Origin of the sequence: Streptomyces tubercidicus, from assembly GCF_027497495.1 — a bacterium.
GTDB classification, from domain to species: domain Bacteria; phylum Actinomycetota; class Actinomycetes; order Streptomycetales; family Streptomycetaceae; genus Streptomyces; species Streptomyces tubercidicus.
Map to the genome: position 1 here is coordinate 3403378 of NZ_CP114205.1, position 25938 is coordinate 3429315.

The window sequence follows — 25938 nt, forward strand, 5'->3', positions numbered from 1 at the left end:
CCGCCACCATGCACTTGGCGCATAGCCGTATGCAGAAAGTGGGTCATTTCTGGCTCGTCCAGCATGCATGGCGATTGAGTCGGTGCACTACCCGTCACCGGGAGGGAACGCACAATGACGACGCAACAGAGGGCATCAGCGGGCGAGGAAGCCGCAACCGTCCTCAACGGAAGTGGCCCCGACCTCAACACCGTTCGCTACACGATCAGCCGCGCCCGAGGTCAGAGCAGCGTGCCGCTGCACTACGACGAGCTGACCGCGCTGGAATCCGAACTCCGCGACTACATCGCGCAGTTGCTGCCTGCCGCCAAGAATGCCGTGGACAAGCTCTGGCACGGCGGTACCGCATGGCACCAGCAGGTTTCACGTCTGGACGGCATCGAGCGGCAGGCCGGACAGGGGTTGGGCACAGGTGTGCTCTCGGCGCACGTCCAGGTGCAGCAGCTCGCCAAGGACTGCCAATGGCTCATCGACTGCCAAGGGCAGCAGCGATGACAGACCGGCCAAAGACGAGCCTGCCGAAGGTCACGCCCGCTCGGAACCAGCTGGCTCCACGGGCGTGGAGCCCGCCCGCGGGGGCACAGGTGGTTCCCCTGCGGATCGACGAGACGCTGGACGTGGTCCAGGCGCCCGGCATCATCGGCAAGGCGATGCTCGCCCTGGGGAGCACCCCCGTTCCGCACATCGTCGCCCCCGAGGACGACGTGGTGTATTGGCTGCTTCCGCGCGGCGCCGCCAGCCGCCGTCCGTGGCCCTGGGCTCGTATCTCGCGCTACGTCACCGTGCGCACGGGCATCACCGAGTTCGGCATCCCCGGCACCGACCTCAGTGACGGGCCCGGCCCGCACTGGGCGCACCCACCCGGCTGGATGGGCGGCCATGTCGCCGATGAGTGGCTCACCGAAGACCTCGCCGTCTGCACGCTCGTACACCTGGGGCCGCCTGCGCAGCGCTGCGAGCTGTGCTCCGAACCCCTCTGGCCCGGGGACGGTGTTCATGTCGCGCTCTCGTGCAGCCCGTTGGAAGCACGGCCCGGTACCAGCCTTCGCGTGCACAGGGAATGCGCCCGAGCGCGCGGGCTCACGCCCCGCCCTGGTGGATCACGGCTGTAGGGCGGACAGCCCGTGCCGGGCGCGAGGACCACAGGAACAGGCAGGACAACGCCCACAGCGTGGTGGCACCCACGAGCCGGCGGCTGGTCCTCGACCGCCGTGGCTCCACCGTCTGGGACGTACGAACACCCGTCGGCCGCTTCGCCGTCAAGCTGGGCTATCGCAGCCAGACGCACGCGTGGACGGCCCTGGCCCCCGCCCGGGAAGCCGCCATTCTCCGGCAACTCATTCCTGAAGAAGTGCGGTGTGGGGAATGGGAGGAAGGTACATGGAGCGCGCAGCCGTGGCGTGAGGGCGAGTCTCTCTACGCCTTGTGGGAGCCCTGTCGATACGCGCAGGAGGCCGCGGCCCCCGATCTCGATGAAGCGCTGTCATGTGCCGCTGTGCTGGCCAGGCTGCATCAGGACGGATGGGCACACGGCGATGTCCAGCCCAATCACTTCATCATCGGGCCTAGCGGAGCCTTCCTCATCGATCTGGCTCTGGCGCACGGCGGCGAAGTTCCGGAGGACTACGACTTCCGGTACCGAGGCTGCCTGGTCCACTACGAAGCGCCGGAGATCTCGCGGAGCATCCTGGAGAGCGGCACCGCTATGCCGACGAAAGAGGCCGATGTCTACGCGCTGGGCGCATCGTTCTTCCTCTCCGCCACCGGCCGGCGGCATGTCCCCTACCCGGACGACGCCGACCGGAGGGAGCAGCGGCAAGCCATCGTGGACAAGCCGCACCGGCCGATCACCGTGCCGGGGGCGCTGGGCGAGCTCATTGAGCGGATGATGAGCCGCGATCCGGCAGAGCGGCCGAGTAGTGCCGACGTCTACCAGGAACTGCGTCACGCGCGCTGAGCAGCGCCCCCTACCCCGGCCTCACACCGTCCCGAACCACGTCTCCGCCAGGGACTCCAAGGTCGGCTCGGGTGGGGCGGGGAGTTCGCGGAGGTAGCGGGCGAGGTTGCCGTAGACGTGGAGGAGGGTGTGGGTGAGGAGGTCGGTGGGGGTGAAGGTCTCGCCGTAGGCGCGGAGGATGCGGGAGAGGAGGCGGGGGTCGGCGCGGGAGACGTGGAGGCCGACGGTGACGAAGTCGTAGGCGGGTCGGCCGAGCATCGCGGGTTCGAAGTCGAGGAGGCCGGTCAGCCGCCAGTCGTCGTGCTCGTCGACGGTCAGGTGCTGGCGCATGAACGCGGTGTGGAGGAGGACATCGGGCCCGGGGGCGCATGGCGGCGCGGCGGCGAGGAAGTCGGGGATCTGTTCCAGCCAGGGGGCGGGGAGGCCGTGGGCGCGCTGGCGGTCGACCGCCGTGGTGCGCCGGCCGTCGAGGAAGGCGTCCCAGTCGCCGGGGCCGAGGACGCCGGTGAGCGGTGACGGGTCCAGGGCGTGCAGGGCGGCCAGGGTCTCACCAGCTTCGGTGGCGATCCGGTCCTGGTCGGCGCGGGGTATGCGGGGCCAGGTGACGGCCAGATCGGTGCCGCGGAGACGGGACATCAGGATGTAGCGCCAGCCGTTCTCGTACTCACCGGCGTCGTGGACGTAGGGGGTGGGGATCGGGAGACGGCCCTGGAGGTGGGTGAGGACGTGGGCCTCGGTCTCCCCGACGTCGGCAGCGGCGGCGGGGAAGAGCTTGAGGACGAAGCGATTTCCGACGGCGTAGACGGGCTGGGAGCCGGCCGGATAGCGGGTGAGGGGGTCGGCGCGGATACCGAGCCGGGTGCAGAGCGCGGCGGCGCCCGGCCGCATCACCGCTTCGTCGGGGACGATCGCGTCCCACTCGTCGTCCGTGTCCACGCGAGGCAGCATGCGCGGACGGTAGGGCGGGGAGCGGGACGGCGGCAAAGGGTTTTCGGCGGGCGGGGGAGGGGCAGCGCAGAGGGAGCGGCGGGGGCAGACGCCGGGGCCGGGGCCGGGCCAGGCGCCGGGCAAGGGGCCGGGGCCGGGTCAGGAACCGGGCCAGGCCCCGGAAGCCATCCGCCTCATACCTAAGGGAAGTTGGGGTCCGCCCCGCGGCGGAAGGCATCGCACCCGTAGGACGACGCCGCCGCGCCGGGGCATTCGTAGCGTGCGGAACCGGCGCCCCCAGGGCCGGACCGTCGCGAGCGCTTCGTGGGCGCGGTGGTGATGCTGCCGCTGGCCGTGCTCCACGACAAGGGCCGGCGGGCCGCTGGGTTCACCGGCGGCCCGGACGGTCAGGAGAAGTCGGCGGCATGATCGTGCGCCCACTGGGCGAACGTCCGGGGCGGCCGTCCGGTGATCCGCTCGACGGCGTCCGAGACGGGGAAGGCCAGGGCGTCGACCGACTGGCCGACCATCCGGACCAGTTCCAGTGCGGCCTCCTTGGGGAAGTGCGGCCCGGCCATCGCCTCGGCCGCCGCCTCCTCGGAGATCTCCTCGACCCGGATCTCCTTGCCGGTCGCCCGGCCGATCTCGGCGACCTGCTGGGCCACGGTCAGCTCCTCGGGGCCGGTGACGGGATACGCCTGGCCGAGGTGTGCGCCGGTGCGGTCCAGGAGGGCGGCGGCCGCGACATCCGCGAGGTCGGCCTCGTGGACGGGGACGCCCCGGGCGCCCGGGTGCGCGTCGCGGACCACGCCGGACGTACGGATCGACGGGGCCCAGGCCAGCGCGTTGGTGGCGTAGTTGCCGCCGCGGACAAAGGTCCACTCCAGGCCGGAGCCCCGCACCGCGCGCTCCAGACCGGCGTGCAGCCGGGCGACGTGGTGGCTGTCGTCGGCCGGGGTATCGGTCACCGCCATCGAGGAGTTGAGGACGATCCGGCGGACCCCGGCCCGTACGGCGGCCCCGGTCAGCGCCACCGCGGCCCGGTCGCCGCCGGCCGCGAGATTGAGGAACAGCGCGTCGGCGCCGGTCAACAGCGGTACGAGGTCGTCGGTTTCGGTGAGGTCGGCGCGCACGGTCTCGGCCGCGGCGGGCAGCCCGGCGCGGGCCGGATCGCGGGTCAGCGCGCGTACCGCGGCGCCGTCCGCGAGGAGCCGGTCAACAAGTGCGCGACCGATATTGCCAGTTGCGCCGGTCACAATGATCATGGAAGTAGCGTCCTGCGACTTCATGGGATGACAACCGCCTTCCGTTTGTTGGGTGAATGAGCAGAATGCGAGGAAGAGAATGAATAAGCCGGACAATGGCGCGGAGAGTCCAGGTATGGATCAATGGGCGGGGACAAGCCGCATCGTGTCGTCCGGGTCACAAGACAGGTGACGGTAGTTCAAGTCACCGTCCATGCACGGCAATTTTTTGCCAACACCGGCGGGACAACCGTCATCTATCCGACTTACTCACGGTTCGACTTGCGTTCGAGGGACCCGCTCGTGGTGAGATGAACGGATGCGAACCCCCACACGCATATCTTCACCCTCGCCCACGCCCGCCGCGCAGCAGTCTCCGCATTCCGCCGCGCCGGGCGCCGTGGACGACCCCACCGGCGACACCAGAACGCTCGACACGGTCAATCCGTACGCGGACCTGGCAGCCCTCGCCGACCCCGAGCCGGAGCCGGAACCCGCCCCGGAATACGACTCGTTCGACGCCGACGGCACGCCCCGGCGCCGCACCTACCTGAACGAGCGCGACGACAGCGACGACCCGCTGGGCCTCGGGCTGCGCTCGGACGACGAACCCGGCGAGGCATGGAAGCCGCCGAGCCACCGCCGCGGGAACCGCCGCAAGAAGCGCGGACTCAGCCGCTTCGCCGCGATGTCGATCGCCCTGAAGCTGCTGGTCACGGCGCTGGTCGGGGTGGCATTCCTGACGCTCTTCGACCGGTTCGCGGTGCTGTACGTACAGAACGCGGCCGCGAAAAAGGTGAAGGACGCGCTGCATCTGAACGCCACTCCCGAGGTCGACATCAAGGGATTCCCATTCCTCACCCAGGTCATGGACAAGCACGTCGACCAGGTGAAAGTCACGATTCCCGACCTGGCCGCCGACCGGGTTTCGCTGGCGAAATTCGAGGCCACCGCGAACGATGTCCGCATCGACGGCGATCTGCCCAGCTCCATCAAGGGCGCCACGATCGGCACCATGCACGGCAGTGTGCTGCTCGCCTTCGACGACATGAATCGCGAGCTGGGGGCCTCGCAGGTGAAGTTCAGCGAGCGGGGTCCCAATGCGGTCCGCGCGGTCGGTCAATTGCCGATCGCCGGCCATGAACTGCGCGTACGGGCCGAGGCGAAGATCCGGCGGGCCGGTGACCGCGGTGTCTCCACCGACATCAGCCGGATGCGCCTGGACATCGGCGATATCGCCGTCTACCGCCCCGGCACCGGCAAGGAGGAGGGCCTGCGGCTGACCCGGAAGACCGCCGCCGAGCTGAGCCGGCAGGCCGCCAAGGTCAAGTCGATGCTGGCCATCCCGGCGATCGCCGACCAGGTCGGCATCCCCAAGCCGTACATCCAAGATGCGCTGCGCAATGAGGAGAAGCTGCACCAGCTGACCGGGTCGCCGCGCTTCGTCCATAAGCTGATGAAGGTCAACCTGGTCGATGTGGTGGCCGACCACCCGTGGCTGCTGCAGAAGGTCGGCATCGACCCGAAGATCCTCGGCGCGCTGACCGGACTCACCAAGCCGCAGCTCGCGGACCAGCTCTCGCTGTCCTTCCAGCTCCCCAAGACGCCCGGGAACGTCCGGCTGCGCAAAATCTCCGTCGAGGAGGACGGCATCCGCGCCGACATCGGCGGGACGGAGCTGCCGTTCGGGGACGCGGCGAAGAAGAAGTAGCGGGAGAAGAGGTAGCGGAAGCGCGCCGTAAGGGCCGTAGGGGGCGGGCCTGCCCCTTACGGCCCTTACGGCCCTTACGGCCCTTACGGCCCTTACGGCCCTTACGGCCCTTACGGCCCTTACGGCCCTTACGGCCCTTACGGCCCTTACGGCCCTTACGGCCCTTACGGCCCTTACGGCCCTTACGGCCCTTAGGGGCCTTAGGGGCCTTAGGGGCCTTGGCGGCCCGGCTGCCCTGGCATCCCCGGCTCCGGCATCCCCGGCGGAGGCGTCGCCGCCCCCGGCAGCGTCAGTACCGCCTCCGTGCCGCCGACGTCCGCGGAGCGGAGCCGTACCGCGCCGCCCGCCTGTTCCGCCGTACGGGCCACGATCGACAGGCCCAGGCCGCTGCCCGGCAGGCTGCGGGCGGACGGGGAGCGCCAGAACCGTTCGAAGACATGCGGGAGTTCGTCCTGCGGAATGCCGGGGCCGTGATCTCGTACGGTCAGCTCGCCGCGGGTCAGCCGCACCTCGACGGTCCCGCCGGCCGGGCTGAACTTCACCGCGTTGTCCAGCAGATTGACCACCGCCCGCTCCAGCGGGGCCGGCTCCGCCCGGACGAACCAGGACTGGAGGTCGGCCGCGATGGTCAGCGACGGGCCGCGCAGCCGGGCCCGCTCCAGCGCCGCGTCGACGATCTCGTGCAGCGCCACCACCGCGATGGCGCTCTGGCCCGGCGCCGGTGGCCTGGACAGCTCCTGGAGATCGCCGATCAGCGCCGCCAGCTCCCCCATCTGCGCCTTCACCGAGGCCAGCAGCGCCTCCTTGTCGGCGGGCGGGATCGGCCGGCCGGACCGCTCGCTGCGCACCAGCAGATCGATGTTGGTACGCAACGAGGTCAGCGGCGTCCGCAGCTCATGGCCCGCGTCCGCGATCAGCTGCTGCTGGAGGTCGCGGGAGGCGGCCAGCGCCGCGGTCATGGTGTTGAACGAGCGGGAGAGCCGGGCGATCTCGTCCTCGCCGTCGGCCGGGATACGGATCGCCAAGTCCTCGGTACGGGCGACATGTTCGACCGCGTCGGTCAGCCGGTCCACCGGTTTGAGGCCGGAGCGCGCGATGACCAGACCGGCGGTGCCCGCGCCGACGACGCCCAGCCCCGCGACGGCCGCCAGCAGCAGCGCCAGCCGGTTCAGCGCGCTGTCGACCTCGGTCAGCGGACGCGAGATGGACACCGCGAACTGCACGCCTTGGACGCCGATGTGCTTGGTCAGCACCCGGACGTCCGCACCCTCGGTGGTGACCGCGTCATGCAGGGTGTCCCGCGCCAGGCCCTGCGCCACCGCGACATCCGCGCGCTGCACCCGCACCGGCTGGGAGTTGGGCCCGATGCAGCGCGAGCCGTCGACCTGCACGATCTGGACGTTGTAGTACGAGGGCGGGGCGTTCTTGCTCTCGTCCGGGTCGGTGCGCTGGCAGTTGGCGTAGGTCAGCTGGAGGTAATCCGCGGGGACGCTGACGTTCTGCAGCGAGCTGTCCACCTCGTCGCGCAGCTGGGCCCGGGTGAGCAGCCAGCACGCCAGCGCGGAGACCGCCACCGCCACCGCGACCGCGGCCGCCGTCAGCAGGGTCAGCCGCTGGCGCAGCGGCAGCCGCGCGATCCAGGCGCCGAGCCTGCTGCGCGCGCCGCCCGCCGCCGCTCCCCCGCCCGTGGTCGCCGTGCTCATTCCGCCCCGCCGTCCGTCCGCAGGACGTAGCCGACCCCCCGCACGGTGTGCACCAGCCGCGGTTCGCCGCCCGCTTCCGTCTTGCGGCGCAGATACATCACATACACATCGAGGGAGTTGGAGGTGGGCTCGAAGTCGAAGCCCCATACGGCCTTCAGGATCTGCTCACGGGTGAGCACCTGCCGCGGATGGGCGAGGAACATCTCCAGCAGTGTGAACTCCGTACGGGTCAGCTCGACCTGCCTGCTGCCGCGGGTCACCTCCCGGGTCGCCAGGTCCATCCGCAGATCGGCGAAGCTCAGCACCTCGCCCTCCACGGGCGGCGCACCGGCGGCCGCCGCGTACGAGCTGCGGCGCAGCAGTGCGCGGATCCGGGCGAGCAGCTCATCCAGCTCGAAGGGCTTGACGAGATAGTCGTCGGCACCGGCGTCCAGCCCCGTGACCCGGTCGCCGACGGTGTCCCGGGCGGTCAGCATCAGGATCGGCACGGTCACTCCGCTCGCCCGTAGTCTGCGGGCGGCGGTCAGCCCGTCCATACGGGGCATCAGGACATCGAGCACGATCAGTTCCGGGTCACAGGACGCGACCTTCTCGACCGCGTCCAGACCGTCGACCGCCTGCTCGGTCACATACCCCTCGAAGACCAGCGAGCGTTGCAGGGCCTCACGGACCGCTGGCTCATCGTCGACGATCAGGATGCGGGCGGGGTGGTCACCGTGCTCGGCGGGGCTCATGTGCGTGGTTACCTCGGACCTCGGGTGGCTGCGGACGGCTTTGTCTTCAGCCTTGCACGACGACGGGCGATCGGAGAGCGGTGGCGCAAGGCCGCTTGTCCCGGGCGGGCGGTCGGACCCCGCCCCGGGCGGGCGGTCATACGCCGCCGTTGCCGCCGCCGCGCAGCGCGTCCAGGTCGTCCTTGACGGTGTTGATCGGTATGGCGAAGCCGAGGCCGACGCTGCCGGCACTGCTGCTCGATGCCGAACTCGGCGAATACATCGCGGAGTTGATGCCGATGATCTGCCCCTGCATATTGATCAGGGCGCCGCCGGAGTTGCCGGGGTTGAGCGAGGCATCGGTCTGTATGGCCTTGTAGGAGGTCTTCGAGGAGCCGGTCTCGCCGTTGTACTGGTTGCCGCCGAACTCGAACGGCCAGCCGCCGCCGTCGCCCGGGTTGCCCTGCTGCTCCTGGCCGCCCTCCTTGGGGACGGTGACATCCCGGTCGAGGGCGGAGACGATTCCGCTGGTCACCGACCCGGTGAGTCCCTCGGGCGAGCCGATCGCCACCACCTGGTCGCCGACCGTGAGCTTGCTGGAGTCGCCGAGCGAGGCCGCGGTGAGGTTCTTGCCGCCGCGCACCTTGACCAGCGCCAGGTCCTTGTCGGGGTCCGTGCCCACGACCCTCGCCGTCTTCCGGCTGCCGTCGCTGAAGGTGACGGTGACCGCGTCCGCACCGGCCACCACATGGTTGTTGGTGACGATCTCGCCGTCGTTGGTGACGACCACCCCGGAGCCGGTGGACTCGCCGCCGCCGGTCTGCGCCTTGATCTCCACTATCGCCGGGCTGACCGCCTTGGCCACCCCCGAGACCCCGCTGCCACTGGTCTTGCCCGCGTTGACGAGCGGGGTGGAGGAGCTGTTCTGCGTTGACTGGTTGGTGGCACCAGAGATCAGCACCGCGCTGCCGCCGCCGATGAGCCCGGAGGCGAGAGCCACCGCCGCGATCAGCGCCACCGGCCGCCGCGCCCGGCGCCGCGGCTCGGGGGCGTACGGGGGCACCGGCGGAACCGCCTGCTCCCCGAATCCGGCATACGGCGAGCCCGGGGCGCCCGGAGCGCCCGGTGTCCCCCCGAACGTCTGGTGGCCGTAGCCCTGGTGGCCGTAGCCCTGCTGATCGTCGCCCTGCTGGTCGTCGCCGTACGCATACGGCCGGTTCTCGGGCATCTCATCGCCGCTTCGGCGGTAGCTCTGGGTCATGAAGATGACTCTGCGACCGCTGCATGAGAGCTGTCTGAGAACGTCCTGAGAGACCCGACAGAAGTGGGTATGCCCGGTATAAAGACACCCGGCCCAGGGGGACTTGCCCCGCCCGCCTCAGCGGGACGTGCCCGGCCCGCTCAGCCGCCGCAGCCGCAGGAGCGCCGCACCACCAGCCGCGACGGGAACTGCCGCAGCCGCTCCCGCCGGGAGCTGACCACCCGCAGCCCGTCGTCCAGCACCAGATCCACCGCCGCCCGCGCCATCGCCTGACGGTCCGAGGCGACCGTGGTCAGCGGCGGATCGGTCAGCGCGGCTTCCTTCACATCGTCGAAGCCCGCGACCGCCAGTTCACCGGGCACATCGATACGCAGCTCACGGGCGGCCCGCAGCACACCGATGGCCTGGTCGTCCGTCGCGCACATGATGGCCGGCGGCCGATCCGGACCGGCCAGCAGCTTCAGCGCGACCTGGAAGGCGTCATAGCGGTTGTACGGGGACTGGAAGTAGTAGCCCTCCGGCGACCGCCCGGACTCCAGCATGGCCCGCCGCCAGCCCTCGACATGGTCGGTGACCGGGTCGCCGGACTTCGGGGTCTCCTCCGTACCGCCGAGGAAGGCGACATACGGATGGCCGTGCTCCAGCAGATGCCGGGTCGCCAGCTGCGCACCCCATACGTCGTCCGTCATCACCGCGACATCGTCGATGGCGTCCGGCCGCCGGTGCAGCAGCACCACCCGCGCGTCCCAGGCGTCGATCTCGGCGGCGGCGTGCTCACTGGGCCCCTGGCTGATCAGGATCAGCCCGGAGACCCGCATCCCGAGGAAGGCACGCAGGTAGTGCACCTCGCGCTCGTCGAGATAGTTGGCGTTGCCGACCAGGACCATCTTTCCGCGCTCGGCGGCGGCCTGTTCGACGGCGTGCGCCATCTCCGCGAAGAACGGCTGCCGGGTGTCCGGCACGATCAGACCTATGAGATCGGTACGGCGGGACGCCATCGCCTGGGCGACGCGGTCCGGCCGGTAGCCGAGCTCCTTGATGGCGGCGAGTACCCGCTCGCGCGTGGCCGGGGCGACCGGCCTTGGTCCGTTGTTGATGACGTAGCTGACAACGGCGGTGGAAGTACCCGCCAGCCTTGCCACATCATCCCGCGTCACCTTGGCCACGCGCGGCAGTCTACGCGGGTGGTGCTACCGGCGGGCAGGTCGTGCGCCCCCGGATTCCGCGCCCGTGGTGACCGCCTTCCCGGAGCCGTCACCGTCCCCGCGCCCACGGCCCTCGTCCGGCCCCGCGGCGCGCCCGGACTTCGCCGCCTTCGCCGCGTCCTCCTTGGCCTTGGCCTCCGCCGCCCGCTCCACCTTCTCCGGGGTCACAAAGCGGTAGCCGACATTACGGACCGTGCCGATCAGCGACTCGTGCTCGGGGCCGAGCTTGGCGCGCAGCCGCCGGACATGGACATCGACCGTCCGCGTACCGCCGAAGTAGTCGTAGCCCCACACCTCCTGGAGGAGCTGGGCGCGGGTGAAGACCCGGCCCGGGTGCTGCGCCAGATACTTCAGCAGCTCGAACTCTTTGAAGGTGAGGTCCAGGACCCGCCCCTTCAGCTTCGCGCTGTACGTCGCCTCGTCCACCGAGAGATCACCGTTACGGATCTCCATCGGGCTGTCGTCGGTGGTGATCTGCTGGCGGCCCATCGCCAGCCGCAGCCGCGCCTCGACCTCCGCGGGGCCCGCGGTGTCCAGCAGCACGTCATCGACGCCCCAGTCCGCGGTGACGGCGGCGAGCCCGCCCTCCGTCACCACCAGGACCAGCGGACAGCCGGGCCCGGTGGACCGCAGCAGCTGGCACAGCGACCGCACATGCGGCAGGTCACGACGGCCGTCGATCAGTATGACGTCGGCCCCCGGTGTGTCGATCAGAGCCGGGCCCTCGGCGGGAGCCACCCGCACGCTGTGCAGCAGCAGGCCGAGCGCCGGGAGCACCTCCGTCGACGGCTGGAGTGCGTTGGTCAGCAGCAGGAGAGAACTCACTTCCGACCACCTACCCGTTTCTCGGGGCCCTGTGTCCTCGGTTGCGTGCGGTCCTGCCTGCTTCGCTCGCCCATGACGTCTGGTTCCTCCTCGGTCCCTGCGACGGGGCTCCCGGCTCTCGCCGGGGGAGTCTGCGGCACTGCTTCGTACGGTCCTCTTCAGCCGCGCGACACGTGGCTGAAAGCACAAAAGGATCCGGGGGCAACGCTGCCCGGATCCTTCTTGCCCAGCAGAATAGCTCAGATGGGTTCGGGACCCGAGGTTGTTTTGCGTCTTCTTGTGTTCCGTCACTCACGTTTAGTGGTCGTTCGGGACCGATGTTGACCCTCGGCGGGGGCCGTTTTCGGGCCGGCCGCGGCCCCCGGAAGCCGCCTCCTGGCGCGGGGGCGGGGGGTCTGGCCGAGGCGTCGGGCGGGGCGCTCGCGGAGGGGGTCGCCGACGGGCCGGGAGGCGCCATAAATTCTTCCGGGCCGTCCCACGATATGGACTGCCATCCCACGTTTTCGGCTGTCCCGCCGTTTCGCCTGCGGCGGGCCGGGTCCGCTGCGCGGGGCTGTCGGGGTGCGGTGACGGGCCTCCGCGGGTGGGTGTCCGGACTGCTTCGCTTTACGTCCGGACACCCACCCGCTCCGGCCCGTCCCCTCCCGTTGGTGGATGGGGAAGAAGGCCGGTGGGGGTGGACCTGGCTGGTCGGGTGCGGCTCGTGGTCGCGAGGAAGCCGAGAAGTCAGCCGCCCTCGGAGATGGGCTCGGCGAATTGGGCGGCATAGAGGCGCGCGTACGCGCCGTTGGCGGTCAGCAGGGCGTCATGTGGGCCCTGTTCCACGATGGCGCCGTTTTCCATCACCAGGATGACGTCCGCGTCGCGGATCGTGGAGAGGCGGTGGGCGATGACGAAGCTGGTGCGGCCGGTGCGGAGGCGGGCCATGGCGTGTTGGATGAGGACTTCGGTGCGGGTGTCCACCGAGCTGGTGGCCTCGTCGAGGACGAGGATGGCGGGTTCGGCCAGGAAGGCGCGGGCGATGGTGATCAGTTGCTTCTCGCCGACGGAGACATTGCTGCCCTCGTCGTCGAGCACCGTGTCGTAGCCGTCCGGGAGAGTGCGGACGAAGCGGTCGACGTGAGTGGCCTTGGCAGCCGCGACGATCTTGTCCATGGGGGTGCCGGCGGGGGCCCCGTAGGCGATGTTCTCGGCGATCGTGCCGCCGAAGAGCCAGGTGTCCTGGAGAACCATGCCGATATGGGCGCGCAGTTCCTCGCGGGACATGGCGGCGATGTCGGTGCCGTCGAGGGTGATCCGGCCGCCGCGTACCTCGTAGAAGCGCATCAGGAGGTTGACGAGGGTGGTCTTGCCGGCGCCGGTCGGGCCGACGATCGCCACGGTCTGGCCGGGGTGGACGGCGAGTGACAGGTCCTCGATGAGGGGCTTGTCGGGGGCGTAGCGGAAGGAGACGTCCTCGAACTCGACGCGGCCCTCGATGCGTGCGGGGCGGGCCGGCTGGGCGGGGTCGGGGTCCTGCTCCGCGGCGTCGAGGAGTTCGAAGACCCGCTCGGCGGAGGCGACGCCGGACTGGACGAGGTTGGCCATCGAGGCGACCTGGGTGAGCGGCTGGCTGAACTGCCGGGAGTACTGGATGAACGCCTGGACGTCGCCGATGGAGAGGGCGCCGGAGGCGACGCGGAGGCCGCCGACCACGGCCACCAGGACGTAGTTGAGGTTGCCGATGAACATCATCGCGGGCTGGATGATCCCGGAGATGAACTGGGCGCGGAAACCGGCGGTGTAGAGGGCCTCGTTCTGTTCGCGGAACAGTTCGGCGGACTCCCGCTCGCGGCCGAAGACCTTCACCAGGCTGTGGCCGGTGTACATCTCCTCGATGTGCGCGTTGAGCTTGCCGGTGGTCTTCCACTGCTGGACGAACTGCGGCTGGGCGCGCTTGCCGACCTTGGTGGCGACGAGGATCGAGACCGGGACCGTGATCAGGGCGACCAGCGCCAGCAGCCAGGAGATCCAGAACATCATGGCGAGCACGCCGACGATGGTCAGCAGGGAGGCCACGATCTGGCTGAGGGTCTGCTGGAGCGTCTGCTGGATGTTGTCGACGTCATTGGTCGCCCGGGAGAGCACCTCACCGCGCTGCTGCCGGTCGAAGTAGCTCAGCGGCAGCCGGGCCAGCTTCTCCTCGACCTGTTCGCGCAGGCGGAAGACCATCCGCTGGACGACCCGGGTGGCGATCCTGGCCTGGACGAAGCCGAACAGCGAGGCTCCCGCGTAGATCAGGGCGACCCAGAGCAGGACCTGGCCGACCGCGCCGAAGTCGATGCCCTGGCCGGGAACGACCGGCATCGCGCCGATCATGTCGGCCAGCCCGCCCTGGCCGTGGGCGCGCAGGCTGTCGGCGGCCTGCGCCTTGCTGATCCCGCCGGGCAGCTCCCGGCCGATGATGCCGGACATGATCAGGTCGGTGGCCTGGCCGAGGACCTTGGGGCCGACGACCGTCAGCGCCACGCTCAGCGCGCCCAGCGCCAGGGCGAGGGTGATGGCGCCGCGCTCCGGCCGCATCTGGGCGAGCAGCCGTTTGCCGGAGTTCTTGAAGTCCATGGACTTCTCGGTGGGCTGGCCGCCCATCATCCGTGCGGCCCCGACCGCCGGGGCCGGGCCGCGCCGGGTGGATGTCTGTGGTTCCTCGGTGGCCGCCGGGGCCTCGGCCCGGGGGGCCGCCCCCTTGTCCGCGGTGGTCACGCCGCCTCCTGCTCGGTGAGCTGGGAGAGCACGATCTCCCGGTAGGTCTCGTTGCCGGCCATCAGCTCGGCGTGGGTGCCGGTGCCGACGACCCGGCCTTCGTCCAGGACGACGATCCGGTCGGCGCCGCGGATCGTGGCGACCCGCTGGGCGACGATCACGACCGTCGCGCGGCCGGTCTCGCGGGCGAGGGCGGCGCGCAGGGCGGCGTCCGTCGCGTAGTCCAGGGCCGAGAAGGAGTCGTCGAAGAGGTAGATCTCGGGGCGTCGCACCAGGGCGCGGGCGATGGCCAGCCGCTGGCGCTGGCCGCCGGAGACATTGCCGCCGCCCTGGGCGACGGGGGCCTCCAGGCCGCCTTCCATCCGCTCGACGAACTCCCGCGCCTGGGCGGTCTCCAGGGCGTGCCACAGCTCGTCGTCGGTGGCGTCCGGGTTGCCGTAGCGGAGGTTGCTGGCGACGGTGCCGGAGAAGAGGTAGGGCTTCTGCGGGACCAGGCCGATGGCCCTGGCCAGCGTCTCCTGGTCGAGGGTGCGGACGTCCTCGCCGTCCACCAGGACCGTGCCGCCGGTCGCGTCGAACAGCCGCGGGACGAGCCCCAGCAGGGTCGACTTGCCGGCGCCGGTCGAGCCGATGACGGCGGTGGTCTCGCCGGGGCGGGCGATCAGCGAGATGTCTTTGAGGACCGGCTGTTCGGCGCCGGGGAAGCGGAACTCGACGCCGCGCAGCTCCAGTTCGCCGTGGCGGCGGAGCTCGGTCACGGGGTTCTCGGGCGGGGTGACGCTGGAGTCGGTCGCCAGGACCTCCTGGATGCGCTCGGCGCAGACCTCGGCGCGCGGCAGCATCATCACCATGAACGTCGCCATCATGATCGACATCAGGATGTACATGAGGTAGCTGAGGAACGCGGTCAGCGCGCCGATCTGCATGGAGCCGCTGTCGATACGCAGTCCGCCGAACCAGACGACGGCCACGCTGGAGAGGTTCACGATCAGCATGACCAGCGGGAACATCATCGACATCAGCCGGCCGGCGCGCAGCGACATCTCGTACAGACCGGTGTTGGCCCCGGCGAACCGCTCGCGCTCGTACTGGTCGCGGACGAAGGCGCGGATGACGCGGAGGCCGCTGATCTGCTCGCGCAGCACGCGGTTGACGGTGTCGATGCGCTCCTGCATCCCGCGGAACAGCGGACGCATCCGGCGCACGATCAGTGAGACGAGGATCCCGAGGACCGGGACGATGACCAGGAGGAGGCCGGACAGCGGCACGTCCTGGTTGAGCGCCATGATGATGCCGCCGACGCACATGATCGGCGCCGAGACCATCATCGTGAACGTCATCAGCACCAGCATCTGGACCTGCTGGACGTCATTGGTGGTCCGGGTGATCAGCGACGGCGCGCCGAAGCCGCCCATCTCGCGGGCGGAGAAGGACTGCACCCGGTCGAAGACGGCGGCGCGGATGTCCCGGCCCAGCGCCATGGCCGTACGGGCACCGAAGTAGACGGCGCCGATCGCGCAGACGATCTGCAGCAGGGTGACGGCGACCATGAAGCCGCCTACGCCGAGGATGTAGCCCGTGTCCCCCTTCACCACACCGTCATCGATGATGTCGGCGTTGAGGGTGGGCAGGTAGAGGGTGGCCAGGGTCTGGATCAGCTGGAGCAGCACGATCAGCGATATCGAGCGCCTGTGGGGCCGCAAATGCGCCCAGGCTAGTCGGACCAACACACCGAGAGCCTAGGCGAACACTTGCTTCCGGCAATCGAATTTTCGTGTTCGCCGCCGCCCGGTCCCTGAGCCTTTGCCGGAACTTGCCCGGCACCGGGCGGGCCGTCGCGTACGCCATCATGGAGGCGGCAACGACGGGGCACCCGCCACCACGGAGGCCCCCCGACCGACACGACGAACACGACGAAGAGGCCGCCGTGACAACAACTGGCACCGTGCGCTATTGGGCCGCGGCCAAGGCCGCCGCAGGCACGGCAGAAGAGCCGTATGCCGCGGCGACGCTCGCCGAGGCGCTCGACGCGGCGCGCGCGGCGCATGCCGCGAACCCCGAGTTCGCGCGCGTCCTGCTGCGCTGCTCCTTCCTGGTGGACGGCGATCCGGTCGGCACCCGCGACCACGGTGCGGTGTCGCTGGCCGAGGGCGGCACCGTCGAGGTCCTGCCGCCGTTCGCGGGAGGGTGAACAGACGACCATGAGCGACCACCAGCCGCAGCACCGCCCGTCCTACGAGCCGCACGACCCGTATGCGCCGCAGGATCCCTACGCCCAGCAGGCGCCGTACGCCCCGCAGGATGCGTACGCCCAGCAGGCCCCGCAGGATCCGTACGGCCGGCCGGACCCGTACGGCCAGCAGGCGCAGGCGCCCTACGACCCGCAGGCGCCGTACCGACGGCAGCAGGCCCACGACCCGTACCGGCAGCAGCAGCCGCAGGGGCCCGGCCCCGTGGCGCAGCCGGGCCCCGGTGGTCCGTACGGGCGCGGTCGGCCGGGGCAGGACCCGTACGGGTACGAGGCGTACGGACAGCAGCCCCCGTACGGCCGGCAGGCTCAGCAAGGCCAGCAGCCCCAGTACGGTCAACAGCCTCCGCCCGGCCAGCCCCAGCAGGGACAGCCGCAGCACGGACAGCCCCACCGGCACGCCCGGCCGGCGCCGCAGCCGCCGCACGGCCACGACGGCTACCGCGCCCCGCACGCGGAGCCCGCGCCGGTGCCCGTGCAGCACCAGACCGCGCCGCCGGCCGAGGAGCCGTACGCCCGTCGGCACCCCCAGCAGGCCCGTCCGGCGCCCGCCGCGCCCGCGCCCGCACCGGCCGCCGCGGTGGTCTCCAGCGCCCCGCTGGCGGCCAACCAGCGCGCCCGCGCCGAGGGCCGTTCGCCGATCATCCCGCCGGGTATCCAGCCGGCAGCGCTGACCGCCGGACTGGCGCTGCTGCTGGCGCTGACCGCGCCGCTGCCCCGTCCGGTGCTGGCCGTGCCGGTGGCGCTGCTGCAGGCCGTCACCGCGGCCGGCTGGTTCCGGCTGAACGGCATGTGGCCGGCCCGCCAGGGCATCGCGCTGGCCTTCCTGGCCGGTCTGACCACCGATGTCGCCCTGCTGGCCACCGACCGCCAGAGCGCGCCCCTGGTCGGCATCGGCACGCTCGGGGTGTGGTGTCTGCTCGTGCTCGTCCTCCAGCTGCGCAACCGCAGCAGCGCCGATGAGCGGATGTACGCGCTGACCGCGGGCCTGACCTCGACCGCCCTGGTCGTCCTGGCCGCCGGGCAGCTCGCGGCGGGCCCGCACGCGGTGGTGGTCGGCGCCGCCGCGGTCGCGGTCGCGACCCTGGCCCGCGCGCTGCCGCTGCCGCCCGCCGCCTCCATCGGCATCGCGCTGGTGGCCGCCGCGGGCGCCGGTATCGCGGCCGGCCAGCTGACCGGCCTCGGGGCGTCCGGTGCGCTCCTGGGCCTGGCGGCCGGCGGCTGCGCCCTGATCGGCCTGCGGGTGGCCAGCTACGACTACCCCTCCCGCTTCGTCCACATGACGGCCGGGGTGGCGCTGCCGCTGGCCCTGGCCGCGCCCGCGGTGTACGTCCTGGGGCGGGCGCTGGGGTAACTCTCCCGGCGCCGTGCGCGACAGCGAAACGGAGCGGCGGCCACCGGTGGCGCACCTTGTGCGGTCCGGCGGCCGCCGCTCCCGTTTGCCGTGATCCGTCGTCTAGGCTCCCCCGGAGCGCAGGCAGGGGGCCTGCACGGACGGGTCGGCCGTCATCCGGCCAGTGTGGGGGAAGTGGTTCGATGCGTGCACTACGTGTGCTGTTGATCCTCGTGGTCATATTCGGGGGGCTGTTCGTCGCGGCCGACCGGTTGGCCGTGGGGCTCGCCGAGGACAAGGCCGCGGAGAAGATCCGCGGCAGCCAGGGGCTCGGCAGCAAGACCCCGACCGTCGCCATCAAGGGTTTCCCGTTCCTGACCCAGGTCCTGGGCCGCAACCTCCAGGAGGTCGACGCGGACCTCGGGGACATCGAGGCCCGCGCCGACGGGCGCACCCTGCGTATCGACCAGTTGTCGGCGCACTTCTTCGAGGTCGGGCTGACCAGCGACTACACCTCCATCGAGAGCGCGGCCTCGGCCACCGGCAACGCCCGGATCACCTACGCGGACCTGACGAAGGCGGCGGGCGGCGGCGTCAAGATCAGCTACGGCGGGCAGAAGAACGGCCGCAGCCAGGTCAAGATCTCGCCGAATGTCCCGGTCCTCAGCTCGCTGGAGGTGACCGGCTCGATCAGCATCGTCGGCGGCAACACGGTCCGGCTGCGGGCCGACGGGCTCCCCGGGATGTGCCGGGCCCTCCCGGGCTGTGAGACGAAGGTGCGCGCCCAGACGGACCACGACTGGAAGCTGGACCAGCTGCCCGGCAACCTGAAGCTGGACAAGGTCGTGACGATGACGGACGGCCTCTCGATCTCCGCCTCCGGCAAGGACGTCAAGCTTCCCGGCTGACGTCAGGCTTCGCGGCTGAAGACCGGACGCGCACGGCGGACCGCCCCACCGGTCCGCCGGCTGATCCGTCCACCGTCCAATCCCTGAGACACCCCGGTCCGTACGCCAGACCCCCCACAGGCGTACGGCCGCCCGGAGCCCGCGCGGAACCGCCCCGCGCGCCCCCTCATCCCACAGTACGGACGATCGCGTCTCACCATTCGACACGCCGGTGACACGCCCCGCTCCGCGTCCCTACGATCGGTGCCATGCAGAGCTCATTGAGCGGTCTCCGTCCGCGGGGACGGGCGGTACTGACGAAGCGGCGGGCAGTAGACCTGTGCCGCGTCGCCGCCATGCTCTGTCGCCCTGTCTGACGGGCCTTTCCGCACCCTCGCCCGCGCTCCCGAGCAGCAGGGGTGCCCCGGCCCCGGCCGTCTCCCGCGGCCGTTCCCGTGCGTCCCCGCACAGCGCCACACCGGCCCCGTACACCGACACGGGCGGTCCGGAAGTCCACGGCGCGCACCCGGCACACCCGCGTGCAACTCTGCCACCGCCCCCCGCAACTGCCCCGGAGGAGAAGAACATGAGCCGTAGCGACGTCCTCGTAGACGCCGACTGGGTCGAGGCCCACATCGAGGACCCCAAGGTGGTTCTCGTCGAGGTTGACGAGGACACCTCGGCCTACGACAAGAACCACATCAAGAACGCCGTCCGGATCGACTGGAAGCAGGACCTCCAGGACCCGGTCCGTCGTGACTTCGTCGACCAGGAGGGCTTCGAAAAGCTCCTCTCGGCCAAGGGCATCGGCAACGACGACACCGTCGTCCTCTACGGCGGCAACAACAACTGGTTCGCCTCCTACGCCTACTGGTACTTCAAGCTCTACGGCCACGGCAGCGTCAAGCTGCTCGACGGCGGCCGCAAGAAGTGGGAGCTGGACTCCCGCGACCTGGTCGACGGCTCCGAGGTCCCCCAGCGCCCGGCCACCGACTACAAGGCCAAGGCCCAGAACACCTCGATCCGCGCCTTCCGTGACGATGTCGTCGCCGCGATCGACAACCTCAACCTGGTCGATGTGCGCTCCCCCGACGAGTTCAGCGGCAAGCTGCTCGCCCCGGCGCACCTCCCGCAGGAGCAGTCGCAGCGCCCCGGCCACGTGCCCAGCGCCCGCAACATCCCGTGGTCGAAGAACGCCAACGACGACGGCACCTTCAAGTCGGACGACGAGCTCAAGGCCCTCTACGAGGGTGAGTCCGTCGACCTCGCCAAGGACACCATCGCCTACTGCCGCATCGGTGAGCGCTCCGCGCTGACCTGGTTCGTCCTGCACGAGCTGCTCGGCCAGACCAACGTCAAGAACTACGACGGCTCCTGGACCGAGTACGGCTCGCTGGTCGGTGTGCCGATCGAGCTCGGCGCCGCCAAGTAAGCACGTTTCTCTCCCCCGAACCCCTCAAGGAAGTACCCCTATGTGTGGAGCACAGGCAGGCGGCCCGGACGCCTCGACGATCAAGCCCGGTGAGACCACGATCCAGGGCAGCGTGACCCGCGACGGCGAGCCCGTCACCGGTTACGTCCGACTCCTGGACAGCACCGGCGAGTTCACCGCCGAGGTCCCCACCTCCGCGACCGGACAGTTCCGCTTCTACGCGGCCGAGGGCACCTGGACGCTGCGTGCGCTCGTCCCGGGCGGCACCGCGGACCGCACCGTCGTCGCCCAGAAGGGCGGACTGGCGGAGGTCGCCATCGCCGTCTGACAGCGGCAGGAGTGGCGGCGGCACCGGGGCCACCCGGATTCCGCCGCCACCCCTACGGACGGCCGGAGGGCCGCACCCCAGGGGTTTGGACGCCATGGCTGGGGGTGCGGCCCTCCGTGCCGTGCGCGGCCGGAACCGGGGCGCTCCCCGACTTCTGTCCCGCCCGGCACGGACTTACCGTGGAGTTATGGACGCGCACCGCCGGTCGCCCGTACAGCGCCGTCACCGCAGGTACTTCGTCCTGATGGGCGTGTGCCTGGTGCTGTTCGTGCTGGCCTGGGGCGTGGTGCGGCTGTGGTCGGTCCCGGCCGCGGTGGGCATGTGCGTCGTCGCCATGGTCATCCCGCCGGTCGCGGCCATCATCGGCAACCGGCGCGAGCCCGGCGAGCGCTGGTGGGACGAGTCCGGCGACCCGGAGTCCGACCGCTGGTGGCGGGAGCTGGACGACCGGGGCGACGACAAGCACCGGCAGTGACGACCGGCCCGGCAATGACGGCCGGCCCGGCAGCAGGGCGCTCAGTACACCAGCGCCTGGACGTCGTCCGGCATGATCTCGCTGACGAACAGCTGGGCACCGGCGATCCCGGCCCCCTCGATCAGATCCTTCTGCTCGATGTCCCGCCGGGCAGCGCACTGGGTGCAGACGGTGATCGCCCCGCCGCCCGCGCGGATGCCGTCGATCAGCTCCGGCAGCGGCGCCGCATGCGGCAGCTCGAACTCCGCCGCCCGCCCCGGCAGCGCGAACCACACGGACTCCCCGGTCAGCCACAGGGACACCTCGACGCCGCTGGCCACCGCCACCGCCGCCACCGTGAACGCCTGCGAGCACCGCTCGGGCGCGTCCGCGCCCGCCGTCACCTTGATCACGAGCTTCTTCGCCATAAGGCAAGAGTAGGCGCGGCGGACCTCACAGCGCCGCTGTCAGCGCCGCCGACTAGACTCGCAGGCGGTCCGTTACACCCTCACTCGTCTAGGGGCGCGCTCGTGCTTGAGGCATTCTTCACCACCCTGCTGGTTCTGGTCGGCGTCGCTGTCATCGCGTTCGCCGGTCTGACCTGGAAGAAGCTCTACCAGGGCCAGCGCTGAGCCCGTCCGACACCACCACCCTCCGCCGGAGCGCCGCCCGCGCCCCTGGCGGTCCCCCTCTCTATAGATCGTCTGAGCTCTCATGATCGAGATCCCGTCCGACCTGAACCCGGCCCTGGTGCCGCTCGCCTTCCTCCTCGGCAACTGGGAGGGCGCCGGCGTCGCCGACTTCCCCGGTACCGAGAAGTGCAACTTCGGGCAGGAGGTCACCTTCACCCACGACGGCCGTGACTTCCTGGAGTACACCTCGCACAGCTGGGTGCTCGACGCCGAAGGCAAGAAGCTCCGCCCGCTGGAGTCCGAGAGCGGCTACTGGCGCATCGACGCGGACCGCAAGGTCGAGATCGTGATGTGCCGTGACCAGGGCGTGGTGGAGGTCTGGTACGGCGAGCTGGCCGACCAGAAGCCGCAGATCGACCTGGCCACCGACGCCATCGCGCGCACCGCCGCCTCCGGCCCGTACAGCGGCGGCAAGCGGCTCTACGGCTACGTCAACAGCGACCTGATGTGGGTCGGCGAGAAGTCCACCCCGGACGTCCCGCTGCGGCCGTACATGTCCGCGCATCTGAAGAAGGTCGTCGACCTCAAGGAGTGGGCCGAGAGCCTGCCCGAGGAGATGCCCGACGGTGTGTCCTTCTTCCGTCCGGACGGCACGCCCTACAACCCGTAATGACTCCGGGGAGAGTTCCGCTCTCCCCGCCAGCGCCCCGCGGGGGAAGCCGGTCGAAGTCCGGCGCTGACCCGCAACGGTAGGCGGAGGGTCTCCCTCCGTAAGCCCGATTGCCCGCGGTGCGCGCAGCTTCCCGTACAACTCGCCGTGGTCTGCGAGGGGACGCCGCCCGGCCCGCGCGGCCCCGGGCCACCCCTTGGTATGTACGGACGCGGCCCGACCCGAGGCGGCCGACCGTGGCAACCACCGGTGTGCATCCGACGACGGACCGGACCGGCGCGCCTCCGGCCGCCCGGCGGCTGCCCGTACCACCCCTGATCGCCGTGCTCACGGCCGTCCTGCTCGGCTCCGTGCTGTGCGGGACCGGGCTCGGCGCCGCCGGTCTGGGCTGGGCCGAGGTGCTGCGCTATCTGGGCGCCGGGCTGACCGGCGGCACGATCTCGTCCGACGAGGTCGCCGCCTACACCATCGTGTGGGAGCTGCGCTTTCCGCGGGCCCTCCTGGCGGCCGTCGTCGGCGCCGGGCTGGCCGCCCTCGGCGTGGCCGTCCAGGCCCTGGTCCGCAACGCCCTCGCCGACCCGTTCGTCCTCGGCATCTCCTCCGGGGCCGCCGTCGGCGCCAACGCCGTCCTCCTCTTCGGGGCGCTCGGCGCACTCGGCATCTGGGCGCTGTCGGCGGCGGCCTTTGTCTCCGCGCTGCTCGCCATGGCCCTGGTGTACGCCGCCGCGCGCACCGCCCACGGGCTCACCCCGCTGCGTCTGGTGCTGACCGGCACCGCGATGTACTACGGCTTCTCCGCCCTCAGCACCCTCATGGTGTTCACCGCCGACCGCGGCGAGGCGGCCCGCTCGGCGATGATGTGGCTGCTCGGGAGCCTGAGCGGGGCCGGCTGGGGCTCGGTGCCGATCGCCGCGGCCGCGGTGGCCGCCGGGCTGGCCCATCTGCTGCTCTCCGCGGGCCGGCTCAACGCGCTGGCCATGGGCGACGAGACCGCCGCCGCCCTCGGAGTCGACGTCCACCGGCTGCGCCGCGAGCTGTTCGTCGTCGCGGCCGCCGGCACCGGCGCGGTGGTCGCGGTCAGCGGCGCGATCGGCTTCGTCGGGCTGATGGTGCCGCATGTCGCCCGGATGCTGGTCGGCGCCGACCACCGCCGCGTACTGGCCGTCGCCCCGCTGCTCGGCGCGGTGCTGCTGGTGTGGGTGGATCTGCTCTCCCGGGTGCTGCTGGCGCCCGTAGAACTGCCGGTCGGCGTGCTCACCGCCGTCCTCGGCGTGCCCTGCTTCGTCGTGCTGATGCGGCGGCGCGGCTACACCTTCGGAGGCGGCGCCTGATGCGCATCGACGTCACGGACCTGTCCGTGGAGGTGGCCGGGAACCGGCTGGTCCACGACATCACGCTGCGGGCCGGCAGCGGCCGGGTGGCCGGTCTGGTCGGCCCCAACGGCAGCGGCAAATCGACCCTGCTGCGCTGTGTCTACCGCGCGCTGCGCCCGGCCGCCGGGACCGTACGGCTGGACGACGCGGATCTGCACGCCATGGACGCCCGCACCGGCGCCCGGCTGCTGGCCGCGCTGCCCCAGGAGTCCGGTACGGAGTTCGACTTCACGGTGGCCGAGGTCGTCGCGATGGGGCGGCTGCCGCATCAGCGCGGCTCGGGCCGGGCGAGCGCGGCGGACACCGCGCAGTGCGCGCGGGCACTGGCCCGGGTCGGCGCGGACCACCTCGCCGGGCGCGGCTTCCTCAGCCTGTCCGGCGGTGAGAAACAGCGGGTGCTGATCGCCCGTGCGCTGGCCCAGGACCCGCGGGTGCTGGTCCTGGACGAGCCGACCAACCACCTGGACGTGGCGCAGCAGTTGGCGGTGCTGTCGCTGGTGCGGGACAGCGGGCTGACGGTGCTGACCGCGCTGCACGACCTCAATCTCGCCGCCCAGTACTGCGACGAGCTGTATGTCCTCGCCCACGGCCGGATCGTCGCCGCGGGCCCGCCGCACGACGTGCTCACCCCGGAGCTGCTCGCCGAGGTCTTCGGCGTCCGCGCCCACCGCGTACGGCATCCCGATACGGGCACCGTCCAGCTGCTGTTCGACCGCCTCCCCGCCCCCGCCGCCGACTCCTGAGGACCACCACCATGCGCCGCCCCACCGCCCCCCTCACCGCCCTCACCCTCGCGCTCGCCCTGACCGGCTGCGGCGCCCGGGTAGCCGACGACGACAGCGACGCCGGACACGGCCGTCACCCCTCCGGCGCGTCCGGACGCTACCCCGTCACCATCGAGAACTGCGGCACCCGCACCACCTACGACAAGCCGCCCGCCCGCGTGGTCACCAACGACGTCGGCATCACCGAGATCATGTTCGCGCTCGGCCTGGAGGACCGGATGGCCGGCTATGTCATGCCCGACGACAAGGGCGATGTGGCCGGCGTCCCCTGGAAGGCCGCCTACGGCAAGGTCCCCTGGCTCGGCAAGAAGGCCCTCACCAAGGAGATCGCCCTCGACGCCAAGGCCGACCTGGTCTTCGCGGGCTGGAACTACGGCTTCGGCGAGGACAACGGCCTCACCCCCGCCTCCCTGAAGAAGCTCGGCATCGGCAGCTATGTGCTGACCGAGTCCTGCCACAACTCCACGGACGGCGCCCGCGGAGTGATGCCGCCGCTGGAGGCCCTCTACACCGACCTCACCACGCTCGGGAAGATCTTCGGCGTCCGGGACCGCGCCGACGCCCTCGTCAAGAAGTACAAGAAGCAGGTGGCCGACGCCGCCGCCAAGGCCCCCGCCCCCGCCGACCGGCCCTCCGTCTTCCTCTACGACGACGGCCGCGACAAGCCGTTCACCTCGGGCAAGTACGCCGGACCGCACGACATCATCACCAAAGCGGGCGGCGACCACCTCATGAAGGACCTCAAGGACTCCTGGACGACCGTCGGCTGGGAGACCGTCGTCGCCCGCGACCCGGACGTCATCGTCATCAACAACTACGGCGACACCTCCGCGGCCCAGAAGAAGAAGTTCCTGATGTCGTACCCCCCGCTCGCCAACGTCTCGGCGGTCAAGCACCACCGGATCTACGTCATGGACTACGCCGACCTCGTCGAAAGCCCCCGCAACCCCGCCGCCGTCAGTGACCTGGCCCGCTATCTGCGCGGTATACGGGCGGCCGGCTGACCGGCAACGTACGGACACCCGGCGCCCGCCCTTCTACACTGGCCGTGTGGTGACCACCGACTGGCAGAGCGACCTCCGCAGGCGCGGATACCGCCTGACCCCGCAGCGTCAGCTCGTGCTGGAGGCTGTGGACAGGCTGGAGCACGCCACGCCGGACGACATCCTCACCGAGGTGCGCAAGACGGCGGGCGGGGTGAACATCTCCACGGTCTACCGGACCCTGGAACTCCTCGAAGAGCTGGGCCTGGTCAGCCATGCCCACCTCGGACACGGCGCCCCGACCTACCACCTCGCCGACCGCCACCACCACATGCATCTGGTGTGCCGGGACTGCACGGAGGTCATCGAGGCGGATCTGTCGGTGGCCGAGCCGTTCACGGCGATGCTGCGCGAACAGTTCGGCTTCGAGACGGATATGAAGCATTTCGCGATCTTCGGGCGCTGTGCGGCCTGCCGTGCCAAGGCCGCCGAGGGCAACGGCTGAGGCGTTCGCCCCCGGGTCGT

General features: G+C 71.0%; 26 protein-coding genes. 16 read left to right on the forward strand and 10 right to left on the reverse strand.

Features of this window, described 5'->3' with window-relative positions:
* The first annotated feature begins 114 nt into the window (after positions 1-114).
* The 3 genes from STRTU_RS14565 to STRTU_RS14575 are packed head-to-tail and all read left to right on the forward strand — an operon-like array spanning position 115 to position 1957.
* Entirely contained in the window at positions 115-495 is a 381-nt protein-coding gene (locus tag STRTU_RS14565; protein WP_159743926.1) for a DUF6415 family natural product biosynthesis protein, read from the forward strand.
* Positions 492-1112: a hypothetical protein gene (locus STRTU_RS14570; RefSeq protein ID WP_159743927.1), complete on the forward strand. Its 621-nt coding sequence runs from the start codon at positions 492-494 to the stop codon at positions 1110-1112. The genes STRTU_RS14565 and STRTU_RS14570 overlap by 4 nt, the downstream gene beginning before the upstream one ends.
* A 59-nt stretch (positions 1113-1171) precedes the next feature.
* Positions 1172-1957 (forward strand): protein kinase domain-containing protein, encoded by a 786-nt coding sequence (locus STRTU_RS14575; RefSeq protein ID WP_159743928.1) that lies wholly within the window; start codon positions 1172-1174, stop codon positions 1955-1957.
* Positions 1958-1978: 21 nt separating this feature from the next.
* Here STRTU_RS14575 and STRTU_RS14580 read toward each other — a convergent pair whose 3' ends face one another.
* Both STRTU_RS14580 and STRTU_RS14585 read right to left on the reverse strand, forming a co-directional pair.
* Positions 1979-2905, reverse strand: a complete 927-nt coding sequence (locus STRTU_RS14580) for an aminoglycoside phosphotransferase family protein (RefSeq protein ID WP_159743929.1) — start codon at positions 2903-2905, stop codon at positions 1979-1981.
* A 386-nt stretch (positions 2906-3291) separates the two neighbouring features.
* The gene (locus tag STRTU_RS14585) at positions 3292-4149 is read right to left on the reverse strand and encodes an SDR family oxidoreductase (RefSeq protein ID WP_159746947.1); all 858 of its coding nucleotides are present in this window, start codon (positions 4147-4149) and stop codon (positions 3292-3294) included.
* 298 nt (positions 4150-4447) lie between these two features.
* Between STRTU_RS14585 and STRTU_RS14590 the strand changes: the two genes are divergently transcribed.
* Positions 4448-5839, forward strand: coding sequence for an LmeA family phospholipid-binding protein (locus tag STRTU_RS14590; protein ID WP_159743930.1), 1392 nt, complete (start codon positions 4448-4450; stop codon positions 5837-5839).
* Positions 5840-6048: 209 nt separating this feature from the next.
* Here STRTU_RS14590 and STRTU_RS14595 read toward each other — a convergent pair whose 3' ends face one another.
* The 7 genes from STRTU_RS14595 to STRTU_RS14625 form a co-directional block, all read right to left on the reverse strand.
* On the reverse strand, positions 6049-7542 hold the full coding sequence (locus STRTU_RS14595) for a HAMP domain-containing sensor histidine kinase (RefSeq protein WP_246240524.1): 1494 nt from the start codon (positions 7540-7542) through the stop codon (positions 6049-6051).
* On the reverse strand, positions 7539-8276 hold the full coding sequence (locus STRTU_RS14600; protein WP_159743931.1) for a response regulator transcription factor: 738 nt from the start codon (positions 8274-8276) through the stop codon (positions 7539-7541). The genes STRTU_RS14595 and STRTU_RS14600 overlap by 4 nt, the downstream gene beginning before the upstream one ends.
* Before the next feature lie 136 nt (positions 8277-8412).
* Complete coding sequence (locus STRTU_RS14605; RefSeq protein WP_159743932.1) at positions 8413-9516, reverse strand: S1C family serine protease; 1104 nt, start codon at positions 9514-9516, stop codon at positions 8413-8415.
* 140 nt (positions 9517-9656) lie between these two features.
* Entirely contained in the window at positions 9657-10682 is a 1026-nt protein-coding gene (locus STRTU_RS14610; protein ID WP_159743933.1) for a LacI family DNA-binding transcriptional regulator, read from the reverse strand.
* 24 nt (positions 10683-10706) lie between these two features.
* Positions 10707-11546: a response regulator transcription factor gene (locus tag STRTU_RS14615; RefSeq protein ID WP_159743934.1), complete on the reverse strand. Its 840-nt coding sequence runs from the start codon at positions 11544-11546 to the stop codon at positions 10707-10709.
* A 726-nt stretch (positions 11547-12272) separates the two neighbouring features.
* Positions 12273-14288, reverse strand: a complete 2016-nt coding sequence (locus STRTU_RS14620; protein WP_159743935.1) for an ABC transporter ATP-binding protein — start codon at positions 14286-14288, stop codon at positions 12273-12275.
* The gene (locus tag STRTU_RS14625; protein ID WP_159743936.1) at positions 14285-16018 is read right to left on the reverse strand and encodes an ABC transporter ATP-binding protein; all 1734 of its coding nucleotides are present in this window, start codon (positions 16016-16018) and stop codon (positions 14285-14287) included. The genes STRTU_RS14620 and STRTU_RS14625 overlap by 4 nt, the downstream gene beginning before the upstream one ends.
* A 215-nt stretch (positions 16019-16233) precedes the next feature.
* On the opposite strand from STRTU_RS14625, the gene STRTU_RS14630 reads away from it, so the two are divergent.
* The 7 genes from STRTU_RS14630 (at position 16234) to STRTU_RS14655 (ending at position 20991) form a co-directional block, all read left to right on the forward strand.
* A complete protein-coding gene (locus STRTU_RS14630; protein WP_159746949.1) occupies positions 16234-16479 on the forward strand; it encodes a MoaD/ThiS family protein in 246 nt (81 codons plus the stop codon).
* 10 nt (positions 16480-16489) lie between these two features.
* Positions 16490-17890 carry a chromosomal replication initiator protein DnaA gene (locus STRTU_RS14635; RefSeq protein ID WP_159743937.1) on the forward strand — a complete coding sequence of 467 codons (1401 nt, stop codon included), beginning with the start codon at positions 16490-16492 and terminating at the stop codon, positions 17888-17890.
* Positions 17891-18072: 182 nt separating this feature from the next.
* Positions 18073-18777, forward strand: coding sequence for an LmeA family phospholipid-binding protein (locus STRTU_RS14640; RefSeq protein WP_167539147.1), 705 nt, complete (start codon positions 18073-18075; stop codon positions 18775-18777).
* Positions 18778-19025: 248 nt separating this feature from the next.
* Positions 19026-19133, forward strand: a complete 108-nt coding sequence (locus STRTU_RS36165) for a putative leader peptide (protein WP_350252853.1) — start codon at positions 19026-19028, stop codon at positions 19131-19133.
* 209 nt (positions 19134-19342) lie between these two features.
* Entirely contained in the window at positions 19343-20188 is an 846-nt protein-coding gene (locus tag STRTU_RS14645) for a sulfurtransferase (protein ID WP_159743938.1), read from the forward strand.
* Between the two features lie 40 nt (positions 20189-20228).
* Positions 20229-20516 (forward strand): DUF1416 domain-containing protein, encoded by a 288-nt coding sequence (locus tag STRTU_RS14650; protein WP_006603933.1) that lies wholly within the window; start codon positions 20229-20231, stop codon positions 20514-20516.
* 187 nt (positions 20517-20703) lie between these two features.
* Positions 20704-20991, forward strand: coding sequence for a DUF3099 domain-containing protein (locus tag STRTU_RS14655; RefSeq protein ID WP_159743939.1), 288 nt, complete (start codon positions 20704-20706; stop codon positions 20989-20991).
* Positions 20992-21032: 41 nt separating this feature from the next.
* On the opposite strand, the gene STRTU_RS14660 is transcribed toward STRTU_RS14655, so the two are convergent.
* On the reverse strand, positions 21033-21398 hold the full coding sequence (locus tag STRTU_RS14660; protein ID WP_159743940.1) for a DsrE family protein: 366 nt from the start codon (positions 21396-21398) through the stop codon (positions 21033-21035).
* 286 nt (positions 21399-21684) lie between these two features.
* Between STRTU_RS14660 and STRTU_RS14665 the strand changes: the two genes are divergently transcribed.
* The 5 genes from STRTU_RS14665 (at position 21685) to STRTU_RS14685 (ending at position 25918) form a co-directional block, all read left to right on the forward strand.
* Complete coding sequence (locus tag STRTU_RS14665) at positions 21685-22272, forward strand: heme-binding beta-barrel domain-containing protein (protein ID WP_159743941.1); 588 nt, start codon at positions 21685-21687, stop codon at positions 22270-22272.
* Between the two features lie 236 nt (positions 22273-22508).
* Complete coding sequence (locus STRTU_RS14670) at positions 22509-23603, forward strand: FecCD family ABC transporter permease (protein WP_174878870.1); 1095 nt, start codon at positions 22509-22511, stop codon at positions 23601-23603.
* A complete protein-coding gene (locus STRTU_RS14675; RefSeq protein WP_159743942.1) occupies positions 23603-24388 on the forward strand; it encodes an ABC transporter ATP-binding protein in 786 nt (261 codons plus the stop codon). Before STRTU_RS14670 ends, STRTU_RS14675 begins: the two co-directional genes overlap by 1 nt.
* A gap of 11 nt (positions 24389-24399) precedes the next feature.
* Positions 24400-25434: an ABC transporter substrate-binding protein gene (locus STRTU_RS14680; protein WP_159743943.1), complete on the forward strand. Its 1035-nt coding sequence runs from the start codon at positions 24400-24402 to the stop codon at positions 25432-25434.
* A gap of 46 nt (positions 25435-25480) precedes the next feature.
* Complete coding sequence (locus tag STRTU_RS14685; RefSeq protein ID WP_159743944.1) at positions 25481-25918, forward strand: Fur family transcriptional regulator; 438 nt, start codon at positions 25481-25483, stop codon at positions 25916-25918.
* Positions 25919-25938 lie beyond the last annotated feature (20 nt).

Bases quoted from the DNA above. Each gene is read 5' to 3' on its own strand.
- STRTU_RS14565 (WP_159743926.1), top strand. From the start codon at position 115: ATGACGACGCAACAGAGGGCATCAGCGGGCGAGGAAGCCGCAACCGTC.
- STRTU_RS14570 (WP_159743927.1), top strand. From the start codon at position 492: ATGACAGACCGGCCAAAGACGAGCCTGCCGAAGGTCACGCCCGCTCGG.
- STRTU_RS14580 (WP_159743929.1), bottom strand. From the start codon at position 2,905: ATGCTGCCTCGCGTGGACACGGACGACGAGTGGGACGCGATCGTCCCC.
- STRTU_RS14585 (WP_159746947.1), bottom strand. From the start codon at position 4,149: ATGATCATTGTGACCGGCGCAACTGGCAATATCGGTCGCGCACTTGTT.
- STRTU_RS14590 (WP_159743930.1), top strand. From the start codon at position 4,448: ATGCGAACCCCCACACGCATATCTTCACCCTCGCCCACGCCCGCCGCG.
- STRTU_RS14595 (WP_246240524.1), bottom strand. From the start codon at position 7,542: ATGAGCACGGCGACCACGGGCGGGGGAGCGGCGGCGGGCGGCGCGCGC.
- STRTU_RS14600 (WP_159743931.1), bottom strand. From the start codon at position 8,276: ATGAGCCCCGCCGAGCACGGTGACCACCCCGCCCGCATCCTGATCGTC.
- STRTU_RS14605 (WP_159743932.1), bottom strand. From the start codon at position 9,516: ATGACCCAGAGCTACCGCCGAAGCGGCGATGAGATGCCCGAGAACCGG.
- STRTU_RS14635 (WP_159743937.1), top strand. From the start codon at position 16,490: ATGAGCGACCACCAGCCGCAGCACCGCCCGTCCTACGAGCCGCACGAC.
- STRTU_RS14640 (WP_167539147.1), top strand. From the start codon at position 18,073: ATGCGTGCACTACGTGTGCTGTTGATCCTCGTGGTCATATTCGGGGGG.
- STRTU_RS36165 (WP_350252853.1), top strand. From the start codon at position 19,026: ATGCAGAGCTCATTGAGCGGTCTCCGTCCGCGGGGACGGGCGGTACTG.
- STRTU_RS14645 (WP_159743938.1), top strand. From the start codon at position 19,343: ATGAGCCGTAGCGACGTCCTCGTAGACGCCGACTGGGTCGAGGCCCAC.
- STRTU_RS14650 (WP_006603933.1), top strand. From the start codon at position 20,229: ATGTGTGGAGCACAGGCAGGCGGCCCGGACGCCTCGACGATCAAGCCC.
- STRTU_RS14655 (WP_159743939.1), top strand. From the start codon at position 20,704: ATGGACGCGCACCGCCGGTCGCCCGTACAGCGCCGTCACCGCAGGTAC.
- STRTU_RS14660 (WP_159743940.1), bottom strand. From the start codon at position 21,398: ATGGCGAAGAAGCTCGTGATCAAGGTGACGGCGGGCGCGGACGCGCCC.
- STRTU_RS14665 (WP_159743941.1), top strand. From the start codon at position 21,685: ATGATCGAGATCCCGTCCGACCTGAACCCGGCCCTGGTGCCGCTCGCC.
- STRTU_RS14675 (WP_159743942.1), top strand. From the start codon at position 23,603: ATGCGCATCGACGTCACGGACCTGTCCGTGGAGGTGGCCGGGAACCGG.
- STRTU_RS14680 (WP_159743943.1), top strand. From the start codon at position 24,400: ATGCGCCGCCCCACCGCCCCCCTCACCGCCCTCACCCTCGCGCTCGCC.